The 19,502-nt window shown below is 50.2% G+C and carries 19 protein-coding genes; 8 read left to right on the forward strand and 11 right to left on the reverse strand.

The genetic code is table 11. From position 1 onward, the window contains the following. Window positions 1-86 precede the first annotated feature (86 nt). Both PQG83_RS04170 and PQG83_RS04175 read left to right on the forward strand, forming a co-directional pair. Window positions 87-308: a hypothetical protein gene (locus PQG83_RS04170; protein WP_312747114.1), complete on the forward strand. Its 222-nt coding sequence runs from the start codon at window positions 87-89 to the stop codon at window positions 306-308. 291 nt (window positions 309-599) lie between these two features. Further along, window positions 600-1,232 (forward strand): DUF3015 family protein, encoded by a 633-nt coding sequence (locus PQG83_RS04175; protein WP_312747116.1) that lies wholly within the window; start codon window positions 600-602, stop codon window positions 1,230-1,232. A gap of 507 nt (window positions 1,233-1,739) precedes the next feature. Here the strand turns inward: PQG83_RS04175 and PQG83_RS04180 are convergent. The 6 genes from PQG83_RS04180 to PQG83_RS04205 form a co-directional block, all read right to left on the reverse strand. Then, window positions 1,740-2,258, reverse strand: a complete 519-nt coding sequence (locus PQG83_RS04180) for a hypothetical protein (RefSeq protein ID WP_312747118.1) — start codon at window positions 2,256-2,258, stop codon at window positions 1,740-1,742. Between the two features lie 667 nt (window positions 2,259-2,925). Next, a complete protein-coding gene (locus PQG83_RS04185; RefSeq protein ID WP_312747121.1) occupies window positions 2,926-4,284 on the reverse strand; it encodes a sigma-54-dependent transcriptional regulator in 1,359 nt (452 codons plus the stop codon). Further along, window positions 4,277-5,887, reverse strand: a complete 1,611-nt coding sequence (locus PQG83_RS04190) for a sensor histidine kinase (protein WP_312747123.1) — start codon at window positions 5,885-5,887, stop codon at window positions 4,277-4,279. The genes PQG83_RS04185 and PQG83_RS04190 overlap by 8 nt, the downstream gene beginning before the upstream one ends. A 372-nt stretch (window positions 5,888-6,259) precedes the next feature. Beyond that, on the reverse strand, window positions 6,260-7,006 hold the full coding sequence (locus PQG83_RS04195) for a gamma-glutamyl-gamma-aminobutyrate hydrolase family protein (RefSeq protein WP_312747124.1): 747 nt from the start codon (window positions 7,004-7,006) through the stop codon (window positions 6,260-6,262). Next, the gene (locus tag PQG83_RS04200; RefSeq protein ID WP_312747127.1) at window positions 6,999-8,117 is read right to left on the reverse strand and encodes a glutamate-cysteine ligase family protein; all 1,119 of its coding nucleotides are present in this window, start codon (window positions 8,115-8,117) and stop codon (window positions 6,999-7,001) included. Before PQG83_RS04200 ends, PQG83_RS04195 begins: the two co-directional genes overlap by 8 nt. Window positions 8,118-8,740: 623 nt before the next feature. Then, window positions 8,741-8,974, reverse strand: a complete 234-nt coding sequence (locus PQG83_RS04205) for a YtxH domain-containing protein (protein ID WP_312747129.1) — start codon at window positions 8,972-8,974, stop codon at window positions 8,741-8,743. 357 nt (window positions 8,975-9,331) lie between these two features. Here PQG83_RS04205 and PQG83_RS04210 point away from each other — a divergent pair, with 357 nt between their 5' ends. The 5 genes from PQG83_RS04210 to PQG83_RS04230 all read left to right on the forward strand — a co-directional run bounded on the left by PQG83_RS04210 (window position 9,332) and on the right by PQG83_RS04230 (window position 13,598). After that, the gene (locus tag PQG83_RS04210; protein WP_312747132.1) at window positions 9,332-10,150 is read left to right on the forward strand and encodes an ABC transporter ATP-binding protein; all 819 of its coding nucleotides are present in this window, start codon (window positions 9,332-9,334) and stop codon (window positions 10,148-10,150) included. A gap of 246 nt (window positions 10,151-10,396) precedes the next feature. Next, entirely contained in the window at window positions 10,397-11,485 is a 1,089-nt protein-coding gene (locus PQG83_RS04215) for a hypothetical protein (protein WP_312747134.1), read from the forward strand. Between the two features lie 32 nt (window positions 11,486-11,517). Further along, a complete protein-coding gene (gene metF, locus PQG83_RS04220) occupies window positions 11,518-12,417 on the forward strand; it encodes a methylenetetrahydrofolate reductase [NAD(P)H] (RefSeq protein WP_312747136.1) in 900 nt (299 codons plus the stop codon). Window positions 12,418-12,630: 213 nt separating this feature from the next. Continuing rightward, window positions 12,631-13,287, forward strand: a complete 657-nt coding sequence (locus PQG83_RS04225) for a precorrin-2 dehydrogenase/sirohydrochlorin ferrochelatase family protein (RefSeq protein WP_312747139.1) — start codon at window positions 12,631-12,633, stop codon at window positions 13,285-13,287. Continuing rightward, window positions 13,287-13,598, forward strand: coding sequence for an MTH1187 family thiamine-binding protein (locus tag PQG83_RS04230; protein WP_312747142.1), 312 nt, complete (start codon window positions 13,287-13,289; stop codon window positions 13,596-13,598). Before PQG83_RS04225 ends, PQG83_RS04230 begins: the two co-directional genes overlap by 1 nt. A 62-nt stretch (window positions 13,599-13,660) precedes the next feature. On the opposite strand, the gene alr is transcribed toward PQG83_RS04230, so the two are convergent. The 5 genes from alr to rpsB form a co-directional block, all read right to left on the reverse strand. Continuing rightward, window positions 13,661-14,884 carry an alanine racemase gene (gene alr, locus PQG83_RS04235; RefSeq protein ID WP_312747145.1) on the reverse strand — a complete coding sequence of 408 codons (1,224 nt, stop codon included), beginning with the start codon at window positions 14,882-14,884 and terminating at the stop codon, window positions 13,661-13,663. Window positions 14,885-14,893: 9 nt separating this feature from the next. Then, window positions 14,894-15,451, reverse strand: coding sequence for a ribosome recycling factor (gene frr, locus PQG83_RS04240; protein WP_312747148.1), 558 nt, complete (start codon window positions 15,449-15,451; stop codon window positions 14,894-14,896). Between the two features lie 14 nt (window positions 15,452-15,465). Then, window positions 15,466-16,194 carry a UMP kinase gene (pyrH, locus tag PQG83_RS04245; RefSeq protein ID WP_312747151.1) on the reverse strand — a complete coding sequence of 243 codons (729 nt, stop codon included), beginning with the start codon at window positions 16,192-16,194 and terminating at the stop codon, window positions 15,466-15,468. Further along, the gene (gene tsf, locus PQG83_RS04250) at window positions 16,194-16,790 is read right to left on the reverse strand and encodes a translation elongation factor Ts (protein WP_312747154.1); all 597 of its coding nucleotides are present in this window, start codon (window positions 16,788-16,790) and stop codon (window positions 16,194-16,196) included. Before tsf ends, pyrH begins: the two co-directional genes overlap by 1 nt. A 61-nt stretch (window positions 16,791-16,851) precedes the next feature. Further along, on the reverse strand, window positions 16,852-17,634 hold the full coding sequence (gene rpsB / locus PQG83_RS04255; RefSeq protein ID WP_312747156.1) for a 30S ribosomal protein S2: 783 nt from the start codon (window positions 17,632-17,634) through the stop codon (window positions 16,852-16,854). Window positions 17,635-18,046: 412 nt separating this feature from the next. On the opposite strand from rpsB, the gene PQG83_RS04260 reads away from it, so the two are divergent. Next, the gene (locus PQG83_RS04260; RefSeq protein ID WP_312747158.1) at window positions 18,047-19,402 is read left to right on the forward strand and encodes a glutamate-5-semialdehyde dehydrogenase; all 1,356 of its coding nucleotides are present in this window, start codon (window positions 18,047-18,049) and stop codon (window positions 19,400-19,402) included. Window positions 19,403-19,502 lie beyond the last annotated feature (100 nt).

Raw genomic sequence — 19,502 nt, forward strand, 5'->3', positions numbered from 1 at the left:
CCGAACATCATTCGGCGATTTTGAGAATAGGCCTGCGGAGGAACAGTTATTTCGTATGGGAGGTCGTGGCTAACCAGGAGGTCATCATGAATGGTATGAATTGTCCACGTTGCGGGGGATTTCAGATGTTGGACCAGTTTTACGGCCTAGAAAATAATGGATCTGTATGGATGTATGATGGCGTGCGGTGCCTCAATTGTGGATCCATCGAAGAGCCCATGAGGGAAAAAAGGGAGGCTATCCCTTCGCTCCGCGCGGAACGGGCCAATCAGCATGCATTGAGCGTGCGGACAGTGGCAGCTCGATAGGTAAAAGCGGTCTCTGGCCATCTCGAAATATGGTAACACTGGGGTCATGTTGGTATGGAGCCGTGAAGGCCCTCAGCGGCCACGTGGCCCTGGGGGGCTGTGGTGAATCCTTCTCGGACCATTTCGCGCGAAGGGAAGATGTGTGAAGAACAAAAATCAATGAGCGAGTCAAGAATACAAAATACCGTCTGCGCAGGGTGAACTTGGGGAGGGAATGGGAGCAGTGTCATTCTATATAATTTTTTATCATTCATATATTCATTCATTTTCCTAACAAAGGGGGAATAGGGCATGAGTACCCATTTTCGTCACATATATCGTTTCCTTATGAGGCCGTGGATAGCACGGGCATTCCGCCACTATCTCTTGCCCGTATCCATTGCAGACGGGGACTTCTGTGAAAGCCGGAGGCAGGGCCATTCCTCCCAGGCTATCCAGCGCCTGTGTGTCGCCATGCTCATGGGCGGGTTATTAACGGGATGTATTACCGATGCCACAACCGATTTGACCAAAGCTCCGTTTGATGCGTCCACCGAGCTGACTGACGCCTCGACAGATTCGATTACCAGACTGACCGATGGGACCAGTCAAGCGACAACCGATCTCACCGAGCCCACCAGAGAATTTCTTTCCAGCACGACACCCGGAGCCTGGTTCAATGCAGATGGCATGCTCAATCCTGACCATAAAAAGATCGCGTTTGTGGTCGTCAACTTTGACAATTTGCAAGAGGACATATCGAGGGGATCTGGAGAATATCTGGTCTCTCTTTCTGTGTTAATGGGTATCCCACCGGAAACGCGAGACAATTTCTTACAATCCGCGCAACGTCAACATGGCTATATTTTTGATGAAAATCAAACCAGGCCGGAATCGTTCAGACGTCTGATCAAGACGTTACGCGTGACGTCACCCTACTCGTAAGGGAAGGCCGGAAAAAAGACGCTATTTTTTATGGGTGGGAAGGTGGCATTATCGAGCCATCATTGTAGTCACCTAGCTCACTCTTTCATTAAAAGGTTCCCTCGATTATCACCGACAGGTGGTCCATCCAGGCTCATGCGCAAATCAACCGGTGAAGCGTTTTTTGGTTCAGGTTCGCATGATTTCATGTGGTCGATCTGAGTTCTCAGCCTGTGCGTGATGAAGTTCGAGGGCCATCGGCACAACACTTACTCCATTTCTGGGTATGGCCACAACAATGGCCGACAAGAATGATTCACTGCAGGGTGGTCGGTCAGTCTACTCCCGAACGGTTGCTTCTAGCGTCGACTAGGTAAAAATCAGATCAAACGCTCGAGAATTCGAACGTGAATGGGCGTCTCAATGACACCGCGATTGAAAGCTATTTCCGCCCCACAGGTCGCAATGGATAGAGGGACGGATGATGGCAGGGTTGTTTTTGTGGATTTCTGAAGAGACTCATCTCACTCAACTTCTAGTTGGTGGATTATCCTCGGCAAAGACGCACAGGAAGCTATGCTCTCGCGGGACGGGCTCGAGACGGATCCGATGTTTAAACTCGTCACAGGTTTCCCATTCCGCGCCAGGCTCGCCCAATAAATACCGCAGGCGTTGAGCCACGAGGTCATAGTAAAATCTATTGCGTGGCATGACGGATCCCCCGACCCAATCGGCCTTGACGGACATGTGCAGATACATAGCGTGTTGGCGTTGGCGAAGGGTGAAGTCCCAATTTTCTGAAATCATAAAAAATCCCGAGTGGACGAGCCGCTCAACCTGGACGGCGTGGTCACTCTTCTGAATCACCACCTTGGTGGGATCGGCTAGCATGAATAATTGATGGATGGATTCTACCAGTTGTGGCTGGTCGACGTGTTCAAATGTGACTATCTGGGATTGTCGGATGTCTGTGCGGGTGGCGATAGGTCCGGCAAGGCATCCTGACAACAGCCCCCCGAAAAAGAGAATTATGATGAGAGGCCACATTGTCTGGTCTCCTGTATTCAACGCTCTACCAATCGTTGTCATGAGGTGCACCGGCATCGCTCTGGACGCTCACCAGTTACGCCGCTCTTCTTTGGCTTCTCAAGTTCATGCGTGCTCGTGCCGCAAAGGTGTTCGTCCTATACTTGATTGTTGCGGGAGGCGTTGTGATGATAGGCTTTTTACAGAGGCTCGGAGTTGACCTGAGGGAAGACCAGAGCTGCGAACGGAGACTCAACGCATTCAGCGGGTTTGCCCTGGAGGATTTGAGAGTGTGAGGGCATGGATGTTTTTGAAAATTTCATGATCTATTTTCCCCTCTCACTGTTGCAATTCCTGTCAGATGTTCACTTAATTGGGTAAGGTCATTTTCAGTACTAGGAATATGTGTTATTGGTGCGTGGAAGTCAATGATATTTTTTAATTTTCGAAGTGTCAATGCATGTTCCATTAAAAATGTTTTGTTTATGAGACCGTACCCCCGTTTGGCCGGTTGGTAGGCGTCGGACCATGAGGAGACGAACCCGTTGGCCGACCTGAAAGGTGAAAGTAGCAGGGGGAAACTCTCGTCATATTTTTTTCTGCCTCCCGCCTGTTCTTTTTCCCTAGAGCAGAAGGAAGAATGGATGCCCAATGATGACTGTCGGATGACGTGGAAGACGGATTGAGGTTAGCGGAGGCCGTATTCTTTGAGTTTGCGTTGGAGGGTTTTCCGGTGGATGCCCAGGAGTTCCGATGTCCGGTTTTCGTCGCCTTGTTGGGCATCGAGGACTTTGAGTATGTGCTCCCGTTCGAGCTGTCCGAGTGTTTTCCAGTCTGGGTGGGATGGGGATTGGTCGGGTAGCGCGGGAGGCGCGACGAGCGCTAACGGGAGGTCGTGAGACATGATAAGCGAATGTGGAGTCATGACCACGGCTCGTTCGATGGTATGTTCGAGTTCACGCACATTTCCCGGCCACGAATAGTTGGTAAGCAGGGTTAACGCCTGCGGGTGCACTCCGGTGATGACCTTGTTGTTGAGCTGGGTATATTTGGTGAGAAAGTAGTCGATGAGTGTGGGGATGTCTTCGACCCGTTCTCTCAGCGATGGCAGATGCAGTGTGACAACGTTGAGCCGATAGTACAGGTCTTCCCGGAACTTGCCGGATTCCACCAGTTTTTTGAGGTGTTTGTTGGTGGCGGCGATGATGCGGACATCGACTTTTATCGATTCCATGCCGCCCACACGGCGGATTTCATGCTCTTGCAGGACCCGGAGAAGTTTGCTCTGCAGGTTCGGGGAGATATCGCCGATTTCATCCAGAAAACAGGTGCCTCGATTGGCCGATTCCAGAAGTCCTTTTTTGAGGGTGATGGCTCCCGTGAAGGCCCCGCGTTCGTGACCGAATAATTCACTTTCCAGAAGATTTTCTGTGAGGGTTCCGCAATCCACGGCGATAAACGGCCCGTCGCTTCGGAGACTGTTGGCATGGATAGCCCTGGCAATGAGTTCTTTTCCTGTTCCTGTTTCACCATGGATGAGGACGGTGGATTCCGTTGGGGCGACACGGGCGATGAGTTTGTACACGGCCACCATCGGCGGACTGTTGCCTTGTATCTGGTTGATGCCATTTCCTTTTGGCAGAAGTGGTTGAATGGTTACGCGTGCCTGCTCCAGGGTGAGTTTATGGTCACAGGCCCGTCGGACGACGGAACGAATTTCTTCCAATGCGAAAGGCTTGGAGAGGTAATCGAAGGCCCCGGCCTTGATCCCTTCCACTGCGGTCGACAACGACCCATAGGCGGTGAGGAGGATGACCTGGGTGAGGGGGCTGCGTTTTCGTGTTTCAGCCAGGAGGGCGAGTCCATCCATGTGTGGCATTTGAATATCCGATAACACTACATCCGGCGTTTGATCGACGAAGGTGTGTAGGGCGGCTTGACTGCTCGTCGCAGTGTAGACCTGATAGCCTTCTTTTTCCATGATTTCCCGAAGCAGGATCAGTGTGTCCGGTTCATCATCGACGATGAGGATGGTCGCTTTATGCATAATCCGAGTTCCTCCAGGACGGCAGCCGAATGAGAAAACGGGTGCCATGGCCCTCTTCGCTGTGCACGGTGATGTGGCCCTTATGCAATTGAATAATTTCGGTGGTGATGGCTAGCCCCAATCCCGTTCCTGACCCCACGCTTTTGGTGGTAAAGAAGGGGTCAAAGATTTTTTCTATGTGTTCCCGCGGAATTCCTGGTCCTGAATCGTGAATATCAATGATGACCTCCGGTCCCGCTTGAGGGGTATCTTCGGCGTTTCGGGCCTGAATGGTCAATTGTCCGCCGTCCGGCATGGCATCGATGGCGTTATCGATGAGGTTATTGATGGCCTCCTGAAGATGAAAGGCATCTCCCTGGACCGGCCACAGATCGGGTGCAAAGTGGGTCAGGCCTTGAATGCCGTGCTCTTGGAGAAGCGGGCGAAATAATAGTAACGACTGGTCGATCAGGGTCGGAACCGAGACCTGTTCGACGGAGATGGTGGGTGTTCGCGTAAAGGTGAGTAAGTCCTGGATGCTGTGGGTGAGCCGGTCGGTTTGTTTGAGCATGGTTCGCACCCGCTCCAGGACTTCCTGGGGTAGATGCGGATCTTCCTGGAGTAGTTGAAGGTGTCCGAAGATGGCCGTTAAGGGAGTGCCGATCTTGTGAGCGATGGTGGCGACCAGTTGACCCAAGACAGACAATCGTTGTTGCCGGAGAATGTCACGTTGTGCAATGGAGAGTCGCTCGTTGACGGCGGCCAACTCTTCATTCCGTTGCCGGAGTTCTGCCGTCGCATCCTCCACTCTGGTCTGTAGGACATCCCGGGCCTGAGCTAGCGCCTGATTCAATGAGGCATTTTCCCTCATGATCTCCTGGATCTGTTGTGCCATGGAATTGAACTGGCGGGCTAATTCGCCTATTTCGTCTGTTTTTTCGATCGGGACCAGGGTGGCCCATTGGCCCTTTTGGACTTCAGCCAGCCCGGCTTTTAGCCGTCCAAGTGGACGGATCACATGCCGGTAGAGAAAGAAGTTTAACGCCGCCACGATGCCGAATCCCATGATCAGGCTGATGATGAGCGACCAATTGAGAAAGAATCGGGTGATGGTGGTGAGTTGTCCCGTCCAATATTCGGCGTAGATGACGCCGGTGATTTTTCCCTGTATGGCAAGAGGCGTGGAAAGTTTGAGCCGATCATCACCGGTTTGATTGTGAAAGCGGCCTTGGGGTTCTTCAAATTGGAAGGTGTGGGTGACCATCAACGGAATTTCCCTTGAAGCCTCCTTGGTGTCTCCAACTTGCGTCAGCAGGATGGGCGGTTCATCGGGTTTGGCACCTTTCCCGTAGACCCGGAGAAAGATGAGATCCGGATTCCGGCTCATCAAATCTTTTAAATATTTCTCCCGCAATATCGCATTGTGAAAGTGCGTTTCTGATTGAAAGCGCGCGCCGATTTGACGCAGAAGGACAAGAGATTTGGAGTGAATGACATCTTTGGCCAATTCCGCCACATAATATTGATGCAAGAGTTCCGTGACCAGAATGGCCCCGCCCACAATGAGGATGATGATGAGAGAAGCTTTGGCTTGGAGCTTCCAGGGATGGTGCCAGGAAATCATTGTTTGAAATTTCCACGGATGGTTATCATCTTGTGATAAGGGTTGCAGGGATACCAAAGGTCGCATGCCGGATGGAGGATGGGGAATGCGTGCGTCACATGCCTCTATCCTGCAAAGGCTTTGTCAGCCTGAGAGAATCGAAGGATCTCGCCCAGGTGTGCCTCTTTAATCTTGGCACAGATTCTTCGCCTCCGGCTCAGAATGACAATATGGCCGGCTTCCCGGTTCATTTTGCCAATGGCTCATGCAGTATGAGTGCCTTTAGGTCGCCACATGACACAGCCTGTCACTCTTTCCCGTCTCATTGTCTGATTCCTTGCGCCTATTGTTTCCGATTTTTTTGGTTGGACACTAAGACGAGTTGAGGGCCGACTACGGGTTTCTGGTTCGCTGGTAGTGTTGGCAGGATCGGACAAAGGCCCGCAAGAGCCGTTGTGTGGTCTGACTGCGGAGTTGTCGTTCCGGGTGCCACTGAATGGTAAATATGTGAGGGTATTTGGGATGTTCCATCGCCTCAATGAGTCCGTCGCTGGCGATGGCGGCAGGAATGAAATCTGGAGCCAGTGTCCGGACACCCTGGTGATGTTCTGTGGCCACTACCTTGCGACCTTTTCCGAGGATTTTTGCTAATCGAGTGCCCTGAATGACTTTGACTGGATGCAGCCCGTTTTTCTTTCCTTCATGATCCACATTGTAGCCCTTCTTGGGCGGGTGAATATGTTGATGAAGGGTTCCGCCTTCCAGGACATTGATTAGCTGCATGCCATAGCAGATTCCTAAAATGGGTAACCGACGGGTTTTCCCGGCGTGGTATAACCAGGCTTCAAATTTGGACCGGTTTTGAAACGCAACTTTTGTGCGTTTTTTGGGGCGTTCTCCATACCAGGTTGGGTCCAAATCGTCCCCTCCGACAATGACCAACCCGTCGATGCCTTCTAAATAGCGGTTGCGAAGGGTTTCTCTGTGGTTAATCGGGAGCAACACGGGATGGCCGCCCGCTTCAGTGACGGCGGCTGCATAGCGGTGATCACATAACAAGTCGTAGTTGGCGAAGTCCTTCCGTTTAGACACGGCTTCACAGGTGATCCCGATCAACGGGGCGGGATAGCGTTTACTCATCGATGGAGGCTCGTTTTCGACCCAGCCACACCCGTTCGGTGCTGGGAAAGGGCACTTCCAGTTCTGCGGCAAAATCCTGCAAAGTATTGCCACTGAGCAAATGCCCCAATCCTGAGCGATAGCGTTTGGCGAAACGGCGTTGCCAGGTTTGCGGGTGTTCGCGAATGGCCAGAGCCACCGCATCATGAATGAGTCGGGCTCCGTTATATCTGCGTTTGAGCAGGCGCAGGACCTCATAAATTTCTTCAGGAATATCCATGGCGTCGAATTCCTCTCGGTGTTCCCACAAGAACTGGTCTAAATAGTCCGGAGCCGGCATCCATTCGCGTTTCCAGGGAAGCCTGGCTTTCATGCCTTTCGTGGCGGCTTCTGTCCGGGCGAGGAGGTAATCGGCATGGCTCATTCGATTGGCCGCGGCTTCTCCCCGCAGCCATCGCAGGCAGACCGCCTTAACCAGGCATAAATTAGCCACGACAAATTCCGGAATATTGGAATCGAATACCCGTATTTCCAGAGTGGGCGGTTTGGTTTTCCGGCCTTTGCTATAGACCAGTTCCCTGGTATCGACCGATGTGAGATCCCCTCGTTTTGTGGGGGTGAAGTAGGTGGCATTTCCACGAAGAAACCGGTTTGAGGCTTTGCCCGTGACTTTTTTGTCCCAGATGGGAGAATTGGCTCCGGTCGCGATGAGCAACGGAAGCTGGTCATGAAGGTGCCAGCTGAGTGCGGTGGCTTCTTGTTTGGTGAGTTTACGATTGGCGACAGAGATGTGGAGATGGGTGCCGGCAAACCGGTTCGTCCAGCCTCCCACAAATAACGGCACACGATAGTCCTGTTCGTCTTCTCGACTGCGATACAGACCTCGCAGATATTTTCGCAAACCGGCTTTAAGTAAAAACAAGCTTTCCCGGATGGTCGTGAATGGTCGGCTATTATATTCACTGCCGATGGAGGCATCCCGGGTAAATCGTTCGCCGGATTCAGAAAGACCAGGGCGGGGTTTTGACAGGCGCCTGCCGATCTTGTGATCGGTGACATTGATACTGTACGCCTCAATTTCGACGCCAATGACGATTCGTTGATGAAACGGAGTGTGTGTTAAGCCTGCCATGGCAAGATCGTATGTCCTTATCTGTTGTGGTGGTCCATGAACGGGACTGGTTTTGGGTGTCTACTCAGATTCGTGCCACCTTCCCAGGGCGGAACCATCCGTCAGAGAAGGAGATTTTCCTGCGAATATGAAGGGGTTGAGCTTGGTGAATGTACAGCAGACCAATGCAGAGTATCCCGCTCAAAATTTCGGGAATAACTTGTAATGTGGAAACACGTTCAAATAGATACCGGAATTTTGGAAGGTCAATGGGACAGACACCAGGTGCTAATTGTATCCCTCTGGGCAGGAAGAGTCTAGAAGGGGTAAATTGTTCCTCGATTTTTTCGGGTTGTTCCTTGAGTCCAAAACATCTACTGTATGGGCAAGGCCCTCTCCCAATTTGTCTTCCTGAGCCCCTTGAAAGGATCTGCGACAAGAATGAATAAGCCCAACTGAGACTGATGGTCTTCGATTGAACTCGGATTGTGCCCCTTCGACTACGATCAGGGCAGGCTTGTCGAACAGCTCTGGATGACAAGGTCGCTCAAAATGACATCGCCTCCCCCGGCGTCTTCGCTTCGTTCATGGTTATCTATACCGTGAACATTATCTGACCACTCGCCAACAAAAAAGTGCGGGAATTAAGCGCCCATGACGGCCGCTTTTCCTCTTTTGACAAAATCGTCAACTGTTTCTTTGGTATTATCTAGCCAGTCTTCGGCTTGATCCAAGGTATCGGAGGCAAGATCGTGTAGGTCTTCTCTGGTTCGTTTCCCGGACTGAGGGGCCCACAACAACCCTGCTGCGATTCCCAATGTGATTCCGGACACAAAGGCCATCGTCCCGATTGCGCATCCTGAAGACATCCTTTTCATTGCGACCTCCCTCTTTTTATACGTCTGCTGAAAATGGTGAATGTTGGCCGACCCGTTCGGTTTACTTTCTCCCTCTCAATATTTTTAGAAGCAACTGATGTGCCAGTGATGGTTGTGTCAATTCATTATAAACGATGGCCCGATTTTGAGCATTATGTGAATTTCCAGTTCGGTTCTGTATTCAGGATGGAACAATTTGTCTTTGTGTGAGACGGTTTGTTTTGGTAAAGGATGGAGGTGCTGGGTTTTGGCGGGTAAGAGAATTTGCTGGGTCATGCACGGCCCTCGCTAAGGCGTCATGTGTTGGATATGGTCTGTGGGCGTGGTGAATGTTTCATGGGGCAGGAGGGGGTGTGGATGTCAGATGACATGTTGAGTTCCGATATATCCACTTGCATTCAGATTCACCGTGCGACGGTGTACCGAGGCACTCAGCCCGTCCTTCATGATTTGTCCCTGGTGATTGGCCAGGGGTGTTCGACCGTCATCCTGGGTCCCAATGGGTCAGGGAAATCGACATTCATGAAACTGCTATCGAGGGAACTGTATCCGGTCGTCGGGACGGATCGATATGTCCGACTGATGGGGAAGGAGCACTGGAATGTGTGGGACCTACGCGCACAGATCGGGTTAATTTCGGCGGAAATGCAACAGGCCTACCCCTGTCATACAACCGGGCTGGACATTATTCTTTCGGGGTTTTTCTCCAGTTTGGACGTGTATGAACATCAAACCATCCGTCTCCGACATCGTACCAAAAGCTCTGAGATGATGCGCATGCTCGGGATTGCCCATCTTCGAGATCGCCCTTTCGGGGAGATGTCGACCGGAGAACAACGGCGAGCCTTGTTAGGACGGGCATTGGTTCACGAGCCTCGGATCCTTGTGTTAGATGAGCCAACAACCGGACTGGATGTGCAGGCTTGTTTTCAATACCTTCAGATCATTCGAAATTTCATACGCCATGGAGGCACGGTGATTTTGGTGACGCACCATGTCCATGAAATTCCTCCTGAGATTGAGCGGGTCGTGTTGTTGAAACAGGGCCGGATTATGGAAGATGGTCCAAAGGGGAATGTACTGAATGATCACAGCTTGTCTGCCCTTTTTGAGACTCCGGTTCATCTTCTCCATGATCAGGGATGGTTTCAGATTGTTCCTGCCTTACCCGGATAAGATCGGGTTAGGAAGACCGTTTGTTTAAGGGGCTGAAGATGACATTGCCTTCCGGGACGTGTTCTATTCCCTAGCAGGGTGTTTAAAAAGCATGCCCTGAGTCTGGCCGAAGGGTTCGCCAGCGGCGTTCTCGCCCCTTGGCCTTTGAATTTTTCAACAGCCTGCACGAGGATCCTGGTTTATCCGGCATGGTCTGGACACGAGGTTTCCATTTTTTAAATCCTGTGTTAAGGAAAGAGGGCGGATATGGTTGACGGGTTTCTTCTCTTTACGGTCTTGGATGTATGGCGGATGGTGTTGCCGTTGGGGTTGACACTTCTATTGCTGATGACGGATCTACTGTGTCGATGGCGGAGCGATAACCCACATAAAGGCCTGCGCGACCTTCTCAGCTCCCTGGTTCTTCGCTTAACGCTCGGGTTATGGGTGTTGTGCGGGATTATCGGTCTTCTTGTGCCCGCCATTCTTGGGTATCCGCTGCCGGAATCCCATATTGCCGGAGGACCGTGGAGCTATGAAGAAATTCTGGGTTTTGTGTTGGGGGGAATCTGTCTTTGGAAAAGCCGACCGCAGGAAAATCCTGGAGGAAATTCAGGCCCTGTCTGGCTGGTCTGTGCAGGCATGCTATTTTGGGGAGCAGGTGTCGTATGGATTGGGCGATGGGATGCGATGGCTCATGAGGGGTATGTGGGCAGTGGGTGGTTTCTTCTTGGATTGTCGACCGTGGATTGGACTCGTGTCATTCCGAAAAGCCTGCACCTCCTTTTTGCCAGCTTGGCAGCAGGGGGGTTGGTGGTGACGGTGCTTGGTCTGCTCGGGTGGTCAGGTGCGTCGAATGGTTCCGCCTCAACCATTCTTTCCCGCTACCCCCCCTCTGATGAGCGTGTTCGTTATGGTGTGGGATGGATGTTAACGGGGCTGGTTCCGCAAGTGCTTATCGGACCCTGGTTGTTTCTCGTCTTGGGTGAGGTGCCGAGGGGAGGACTGATTGACGGGGCGGGTTTGCCCTCTATGTTCTTCTTTGTGGGGGTAACCACTGCGTTACTGGCCATGGTCTTGTTGAATGCGTCATTTATGGTTCCCCAGGTCAAAGGTCTTGTTTGGGGAGGGCTCATTTGTACGGTGACGACGCTGGTGCTGATGGGAATGATCCGGTATGTGATGTTTCTGGGCACCCTGCAGGCACAGGGGATTCCCATTGCGATTGGAAATCTGACCCTGTTTCATCTTCTGACCGTCCTGGTTCTGACAGGTCTTGTTGGAGCGATTCTCGTTCGTTGGTGCGTATGGCCCATTGCTGTTTTTCAAACAGGGCCGAACCGTGCCGGAGACTAGACAAATCTTGGTGAGCAATTTAAGGTATGGACATGCATATTTCAGAAGTGTTGCGGACGTATCATCCTGCGATTAGTTTTGAGTTTTTCCCTCCAAAAACGGAACGGGGTTTTCAAGAACTGTTTGAAGCGATTTCGGCCCTCATGCCGTTAAAACCTGCCTATGTCAGTGTGACCTATGGTGCCGGCGGATCTACCCGTGAACGGACGCATGATTTAGTGGTAAAGCTCCAACGGGAAACCGATTTGACCATTGTGTCGCATTTAACCTGCGTGGGGTCCAGGCGTGACGAAATTCATCATATTCTCTCGAAATATCAGGAGAGCGGTATACATAACATTATGGCTTTAAGGGGAGATCCTCCCAAGGGAAGCACGGATGTCCAGATTCCCGAAGATGGCTTTCAGTTTGCCTCTGACCTTGTGCGGTTTATTAAGCAGCAGTTTTCTGAAATGGGCGTGGGCGTGGCAGGATTTCCTGAGGGACATCCCGGTACGCCCAACCGATTACAGGAAATGGACAATTTGAAGCGAAAAGTCGATGCGGGAGCTGATTATATCTGCACCCAATTATTTTTTGATAATCGGGACTTTTACGATTTTTGTGAACGTTGCGAAGTTGTGGGCATTAAAGTGCCCATTATCGCAGGCATTATGCCGATAGTTTCCCGAAAGGGCATGACTCGCATGTCTGAATTGGCGCTTGGCGCCCGTATTCCTGCCAAACTCTTACGGGCTATGGATCGAGCTGAGAATGATACTTATGCGGAAGGGGTTGGCATTCATTGGGCGACCGAGCAGGTGGTGGATCTTGTGGATCATAAAGTGAAAGGAATTCATTTTTATACCTTGAATAAATCAAAAGCGACCTTGAAAATCTATGAGTCTCTCGGTATTCAAAGTTCGGAAAGTTTGCAGCAACCGGTTGAATAAGTCCTGCCTCAGTAATCCTGTATTTTTCTCCATTCATCTATGATGGGCATTCGGCTTCCCAGCTCTCGTGGCTTGGTCCACTGTTTCCCTCTTCCTGTGTTTTGTAATGGCGGTGCGCTGTGTAATTGGGTGGGCCAGGGGATTGGGGATTTTACTCTTTCCCCTTGTGGTGCATGTTGGGTAAGATGTCTTGGGTTCTAAAGGAGGATACTCATGACGAAGAATGCAGGGTTTCAAGTAACAGTCGATTTGGATGGCCGCCAGTGTATGGTGATTGGTGGTGATGAGGAAGCCGTGGAGAAGGTGCATCGCCTGTTGGATGCCGGAGCGAAAATTACCGTGGTCAATCCCACACTTCATGTTGATTTGCGGAAGTTGACCGCCTCAGGGAAAATTATCCACCGGGGACGGACATTTCGATCGGGCGATGCCCAAGGGGTTGTGCTGATTATGAATGTGTTAAAGGATGATTTGGAATTGGCCAAGTCCTTGTTTGAGCTGGCGAAAAGCGAACGCTTCCTGTTGTGGTCGATGGATTTGCCTGAATACTCCACGATCGTGATGCCTGCGCTGGTCAAACGCGGGAATCTTCGAATAGCGATTAGTACGAGTGGGACCGCTCCGGCTCTGGCCAAGGTGCTTCGTCATAATCTTGAATTGCTGTTTGATGAGGAATTCGACCAGTTTCTGGATTGGCTAGGAGCTTTGCGTGAAGAGCTAAAGAGCACGGAAATGAGCGATCTGCGACGTCGTGAGCGCTTGACGGAAGCGGTTAATGGCTTTCAATTGTCCGGGGAATTGCAGTATCCCAATAGTTGGAAGTTGTCCGATGAGGAGCAAGTGGAACCGGTTGGAAAGGAAGGTGGGTAATGGTGCTGTTAGAATTTAGCATGTCCCCTCTTGGTAAGGGGGAAAGTGTCGGCAAATATGTGTCCCGGTCACTGGACCTGATTGATAAAAGCGGGGTTGAGTACCGACTCAATCCCATGGGAACGGTGTTGGAAGGGGAGTGGGATGACGTGTTTCGAGTCGTGAAGCAATGCTATACCAGGATGAAAAAGGATTGTCCGAGGATTTCTTGTGTGATTAAGGTTGATTACCGGCGTGGCCATAAAGGCCGGTTGGCCGGCAAGGTGGCGAGCGTGGAGAAACGTTTGAAGCGTAAGCTGAAAACGGCATGATTCTGGAGCGGTTTGAACGAGCCAGGATGGCCGTGTTGGGAAGACATCGGTGTGTTGAGGAGTTATTCCAACATTTTTTTTGCTGACTGGCTTGAGGTATGTGAAGAAGAAGGGTCAAGTGTATGGGGAAGGTAAATCCGGTTGGCTTTTCCCCCGATCCCGCACAACACTTCATAGGGAATCGTGTTCAACCATCCGGCATGATCTTCAGCTGTTATTTCCCGTGTCCCCTGTTTTCCCAGTAACACGACCTCGTCTCCAATCGTTGGATGGGGAATGTCCGTGACATCCACCATCATCATATCCATGCAAATTTTTCCTATGATGGGGGCCTGTTCTCCTTTGATGAGAACATGTCCGACTCCCGTGAGGTGTCTGGGAAATCCGTGGGTATAACCCACCGGAAGGACGGCGATTTGAGATGGCCTCCGTGTGCGGAATAGGGCGTTATATCCCACAATTTCACCAGGCTGGAGAGACCGGAGATGGGCCACGTATGTGGTGGCATGCATCACCGGTTCAAGAGTGAGGGCTTGGGGAGCACTCTCCTGCCGGGGTGCGTATCCATATAACATTAATCCAGGTCTGACCATTCCCAAATGGGCAGTTGGATGAAACAAGATTCCTGCACTATTGGCCATATGCAGTATTGGTGGTTGGACTCCCAATTGCTTCGCTTGGTCGATAAAGGCCAAAAACTTTTGGATTTGAACATTGGTTAAGGTGTGATCCTGATTGTCGGCATCAGCAAAATGGCTTAAGAGGCCCTCTATTTCAATGAGAGGGGTCGAGTGCGATAGCCTGCTTAGAAGGGAGAGGGCTTCATCATTCTCGAAGCCGAGTCGGTGTAATCCAGTGTCGACTTTGAGATGAATAGGAAATGGGGTGGCGCGAGGAAAAAGGAGCTCGATAAGTTGTTGAACGCTTTCTGCACGAGAAATCACCGGAGTAAGCTGATGGCGAATAATTTCGCTTAGATGCTGAGGGAGGATGGGCCCCATAACCAGGATGGGGCAGTGAATGTGGTGCTCTCGAAGGGTTATCCCTTCCATGACGGATGCCACACCAAATCCAAAAATTCCCAGGTGTTCCAGGGTCTGAGCCACAGGAATCGCCCCATGGCCATATGCATCAGCTTTAACGACGGCCAGAATTTTTGTAGATGGAGCGATCCATTGCCGGATTTGTTGGAAATTCCTGGCTAGCGCATCAAGACTGATAGAAACGGTAATCGGGGATGAGACGTGTCGGAGGTCGGAAAGTGAAGGTGGCCTGATCGGTATCACAAATATTCCTTAAATCGCGAGTATTTCCTCCTCCTTTTTCTTGGTGAGGTCATCGACGATCTGTATAAATTTATCTGTGAGTTTTTGAATTTCAGCCTCTAACCGGTGCTGGGTATCTTCTGTCAGTGAGCCTTCTTTGTGAAGGTGTTTGAGTTCGTCATTCCCTTCCCGACGAAATCCACGAATCTGTACCTTGGTCTCTTCTCCATATTTTTTGCTGAGTTTGACCAAATCTTTTCGTCGTTCTTCACTCAGTGGGGGAATGGGTAGCCGGATGAGTTTGCCATCATTGGATGGGGTGAGGCCAAGCTCTGAACTAATGATGGCCCGTTCAATTTCTCTGATTTGGGAGGTATCCCAGGGCTGAATGGTAATCAGTCGGCTCTCAGGAATCGCGAGGTTGGCGACTTGCTTGAGTGGAGTGGGCGTCCCGTAATAATCAACGGTGATATGGTCAAGTAATCCCAAGGAGGCGCGACCGGTTCGAAGGGACATGAATTCTCTCTTGAGGTGCTCAATGGCTCCCTCCATTCGCTGTGTGGTTTTAAGAATGGTTGGATCGTTCATGATCATTCCCCACGTTAAGTGACAAGCGCATTTTTGGAAACAATGGTGCCGACCGGTTCCCCTTCAAGGATTTTTCTGATATTTCCTGATGAGGTCAGATCGAACACAATGATAGGCAGATCGTTATCCATGCAGAGTGTAATGGCTGTGGCATCCATTACCTTCAAGCTTTTATTGAGCACCGATAAAAATGGTAATTCCGTGAAGCGTTTGGCCGAGGGTGTCGTCATAGGGTCCGCGTCGTAGATGCCATCAACCTTCGTGCCTTTCATGATAACATCCGCACCAATTTCCATGGCTCGGAGCGCGGCAGCGGTGTCGGTCGTAAAGTAGGGATTCCCGGTACCGGCGGCAAAAATCACCACGCGTTTTTTTTCCAAATGCCGAATAGCTCGGCGACGAATGTAACTTTCGGCTAACTGCCGCATTTCTATTGCCGATAAGACGCGTGTGGGGATGTCTTTACTCTCTAAAGCATTTTGTAAAGCCAGAGCATTCAACAAGGTGGCGAGCATGCCCATGTAATCGGCCGAAGCTCGTTCCATGCCAGAGGCACTGGCAGCAAGACCTCTGAAAATGTTGCCACCTCCAATCACAATGGCGATTTCGACCTTCAGGGTCAGTACGTCGGCAATTTCGGCTGCGAGATTATGTAAAACGGAAGGTTGGATGCCGTAGGTCTGCTCTCCAGCGAGCATTTCTCCACTAATTTTTAAGAGGACCCGACGATATTTGAGGGGCATTAGTCCTGGCCGAGTTGGTAACGCGTAAAGCGACTGATCGTGAGGTTTTCTCCTAACTTCGCGATTTTCTGTGAAAGGAGATCTTGAATGCTGATGCTGGGATCCTTAATAAAGGCTTGTTCCAAGAGGCACTGCTCTTGATAATATTTTTCGAGCTTTCCCTTAATGATTTTCTCCCAGGTCCCTTCGGGTTTTCCGGACTCTTTCATCTGTGCGAGGTAAATATTCTTTTCCCGTTCGATCAAGTCCTCCGGAATGTCTTCCCGTTTAATGTACATAGGATGAGAGGCAGCGATTTGTAAAGCCACTTCCTTAACAAAAGCTTGAAATTCTTCATTGCGTGCCACAAAGTCTGTTTCACAATTGACTTCAATCAGGACTCCAATTTTTGATCCTGAATGAATATACGAGGAAATAATACCCTCTTTGGTTTCTCGGCCTGCTTTCTTTTGTGCAGCGGCCAACCCTTTTTGACGCAACAGATCGATGGCTTTTTCGACATCATTCCCTGTGTCTTGTAGGGCTTTTTGGCAATCAAGGATTCCTGCCCCTGTTTTGCCTCGCAACTCCTTCACCAAGGCACTCAAACTAGACATGTGCATGCTCTCCTACTGACAGTAATATAAATTTCAGTTTAATTAGATGAACCCAGGATCCTTAGACAGGTTGGGTATTCTTGTTTGGCGCACCCGATGGATGACCTTGCTCGGTGTTGTCGGGAAGAAACCCTTCGCCATTCGCCACTGACTCCTGGCGCTTCCGGCGAAGTTCCGTACCTTCGATGCAGGCGTCGGCAATCTGTCCCGTAAATAATTTGAGGGATCGAATGGCATCGTCATTACCGGGTATAGGAAAGTCCACCCCTTCAGGGTCACAGTTGGTGTCTACTAAAGCAATAACCGGAATGCCAAGGCGATTAGCTTCCTTAACCGTAATGTGCTGGATCCTGGTGTCTAATATGTAAATGCACCCAGGAATATCATTCATGCCTTTGATACCGCTCAAATATTTTTCCAGTTTGGCTTGCTCTTTTTTCATGCGAACGATTTCTTTCTTTTTGAGTCGTTCGTATGTGCCATCGGTTTCCGCAGCTTCAAGTTTTTTTAGTTGGTTGATGCTGCGACGGAGTGTCTGGAAATTCGTTAACATTCCACCCAACCATCGCTGGTTAACAAAAAACATTCCACAACGATTGGCTTCTTCTTCCACAATTCCCATGGCTTGCCGCTTAGTCCCCACGAATAAGACGGATTCCCCGGCAGCCACTGTATCACGGGTAAATTCGTAGGCTTTTTGAAAGCATTGGAGAGAAATTTGAAGATCAATAATATAAATACCGTTTTTTTCTCCGAAGATATAGCGTTTCATCTTCGGGTTCCAGCGATTGGTTTGATGCCCGAAGTGAACTCCAGCTTCTAATAACGATTTAATCGTGACCATAACGGACCTTCCCACCCCCTTTCAGAGATATATTGATTAACACAAAACCGTGGATTTTTTAAAGAAACACAAAACAGTAATTTGGCTCAAATGGGACCGGCAGGAGACAATAGATGTGGATTGTCTTATCAGGCAGGCTGTTCCAAGTGAAGAGACATTCATGCAATTTAGTGATGTTCAATATTTTTCCATTAAACCAATGGAGATTAGCATAGGTGAAAATTATAATTCAACCCTGACTATCTTTTATGGGTATGCGACGCGCTGTTAGCTTCGGAGAGGGATCGTGGAATAACCAGAAAGTGTTCCGAGGAAAATCTTTTTTGAATCAATGCCATTTTTGACTCTGTGAGCCTTCATGGCTATAGTCAGTGCCGCATTCAGAAATTTTTATGATGAAGGAGTGCGAAGGATGGTTGAAGTACCTCTAAAATTATACGTGCAAGCGCTTTTGAAAGAAGCGAAGGAGGCTGCTCGCCCCATGGCGTGCCTGTCTTCCAGTGTGAAAAATCAGGCCTTAAAGGCGATGGCCGAGAGTCTAGTCAATCATACTCAGGAAATTTTGGAGGCCAATGCAAAAGATTTGGCTGGCATTTCCAAGGAAACCGATCAACAAGTCCATCGTGAGGCGTCAGAACGCATTCGAATTTCCGAAGACACGATTCGCCTCATGCACCAAGGGTTGTTAGATTTAGAAGCTCTTCCTGATCCAATCGGCGAGGCGAGTCACGCCTGGCTCACTCCAGATGGAATGCAGGTTCATACTGTCCGTTCTCCACTGGGTATTGTCGCGGTGGTGTCGGATATGGGGCCATTGATGACCGCTGAATCGTTTGGGATGTGCATGAAGACCAACAATGTCTGTGTCTTTCGTGGGGGAACCGAGTGGTTTCATACTAATAGTGCGATTGTTCACTATCTCCAAGAGGCGGCGGTGTTCCATGGTGTTCCTAATGGGGGGCTGACATTTCTCGACCGGAGTTCTCCGGAGGCGGCCCTGGAAATGGTGCGATATCCTCAGTATGTCCAAGCCGTCATTACACGAGGGAGTGCTGGTTTGCGAAATGGGATCTTAGAGCATTCGAGAGTTCCTGTCATTGGATTTGAGGGAGGCCTGTGTCATGTGTATGTCGATCAGGATGTCGATATCCCATTGGCTCAAACCATCGCGGTGAATGCTAAACTTCAATCGCCATCTGCAGCGAATGCCATGGACACGCTCTTGGTTCATCAGGGCGTTTGTCGGCATTTATTGCCAGGGTTAACACGAAGATTTCTTCAGGAGTATCGTGTGACTTTGCGTGGCTGTCCTAAAACGGTTTCCATGATGGGTATTTTGGAAATGACCGGGCATTTAGGGATTAAAGCGGCGGAAGAACCGGATTGGGGGAGAAAATATCAATCCTTAACTCTGAATATTAAAGTGGTAAAAGATAGTCAAGAAGCTATCGATCATATTGGGACCTATGCCCCAGGGCATACCGATACTATTGTAACTCGAGACTATCAGTTAGCCATGCGCTTTGTTCGAGAGGTCGATTCGAGCGCGGTTATGGTGAATGCTTCGACCCGTCTTCATGGCGGACCACAATTTGGTCTTGGTCCAGATATCGGGAGTAATAGCACGCGGATGCATGGGCGAGGTCCTCTTATTCTCTCGAAGCTCACGATTGAAAAATATATGGTATTGGGATCTGGACAACTTCAACAGCCACATCCAGTTCCTCAGATCTACCAGGATGCGATGATGTTATCTGCCAAGTTCTAGCCTTTCAGATGAAGCATGAATAGCCGGCCTCTTTGTGTCGGCTGTGCATATACCCAGGTTTCCGTTACCCACTCCTGTTATTGGTCTTTTTTTCTATCCC

It is taken from the genome of Candidatus Nitrospira neomarina, from assembly GCF_032051675.1.
Classification (GTDB): Bacteria; Nitrospirota; Nitrospiria; order Nitrospirales; family UBA8639; genus Nitrospira_E; species Nitrospira_E neomarina.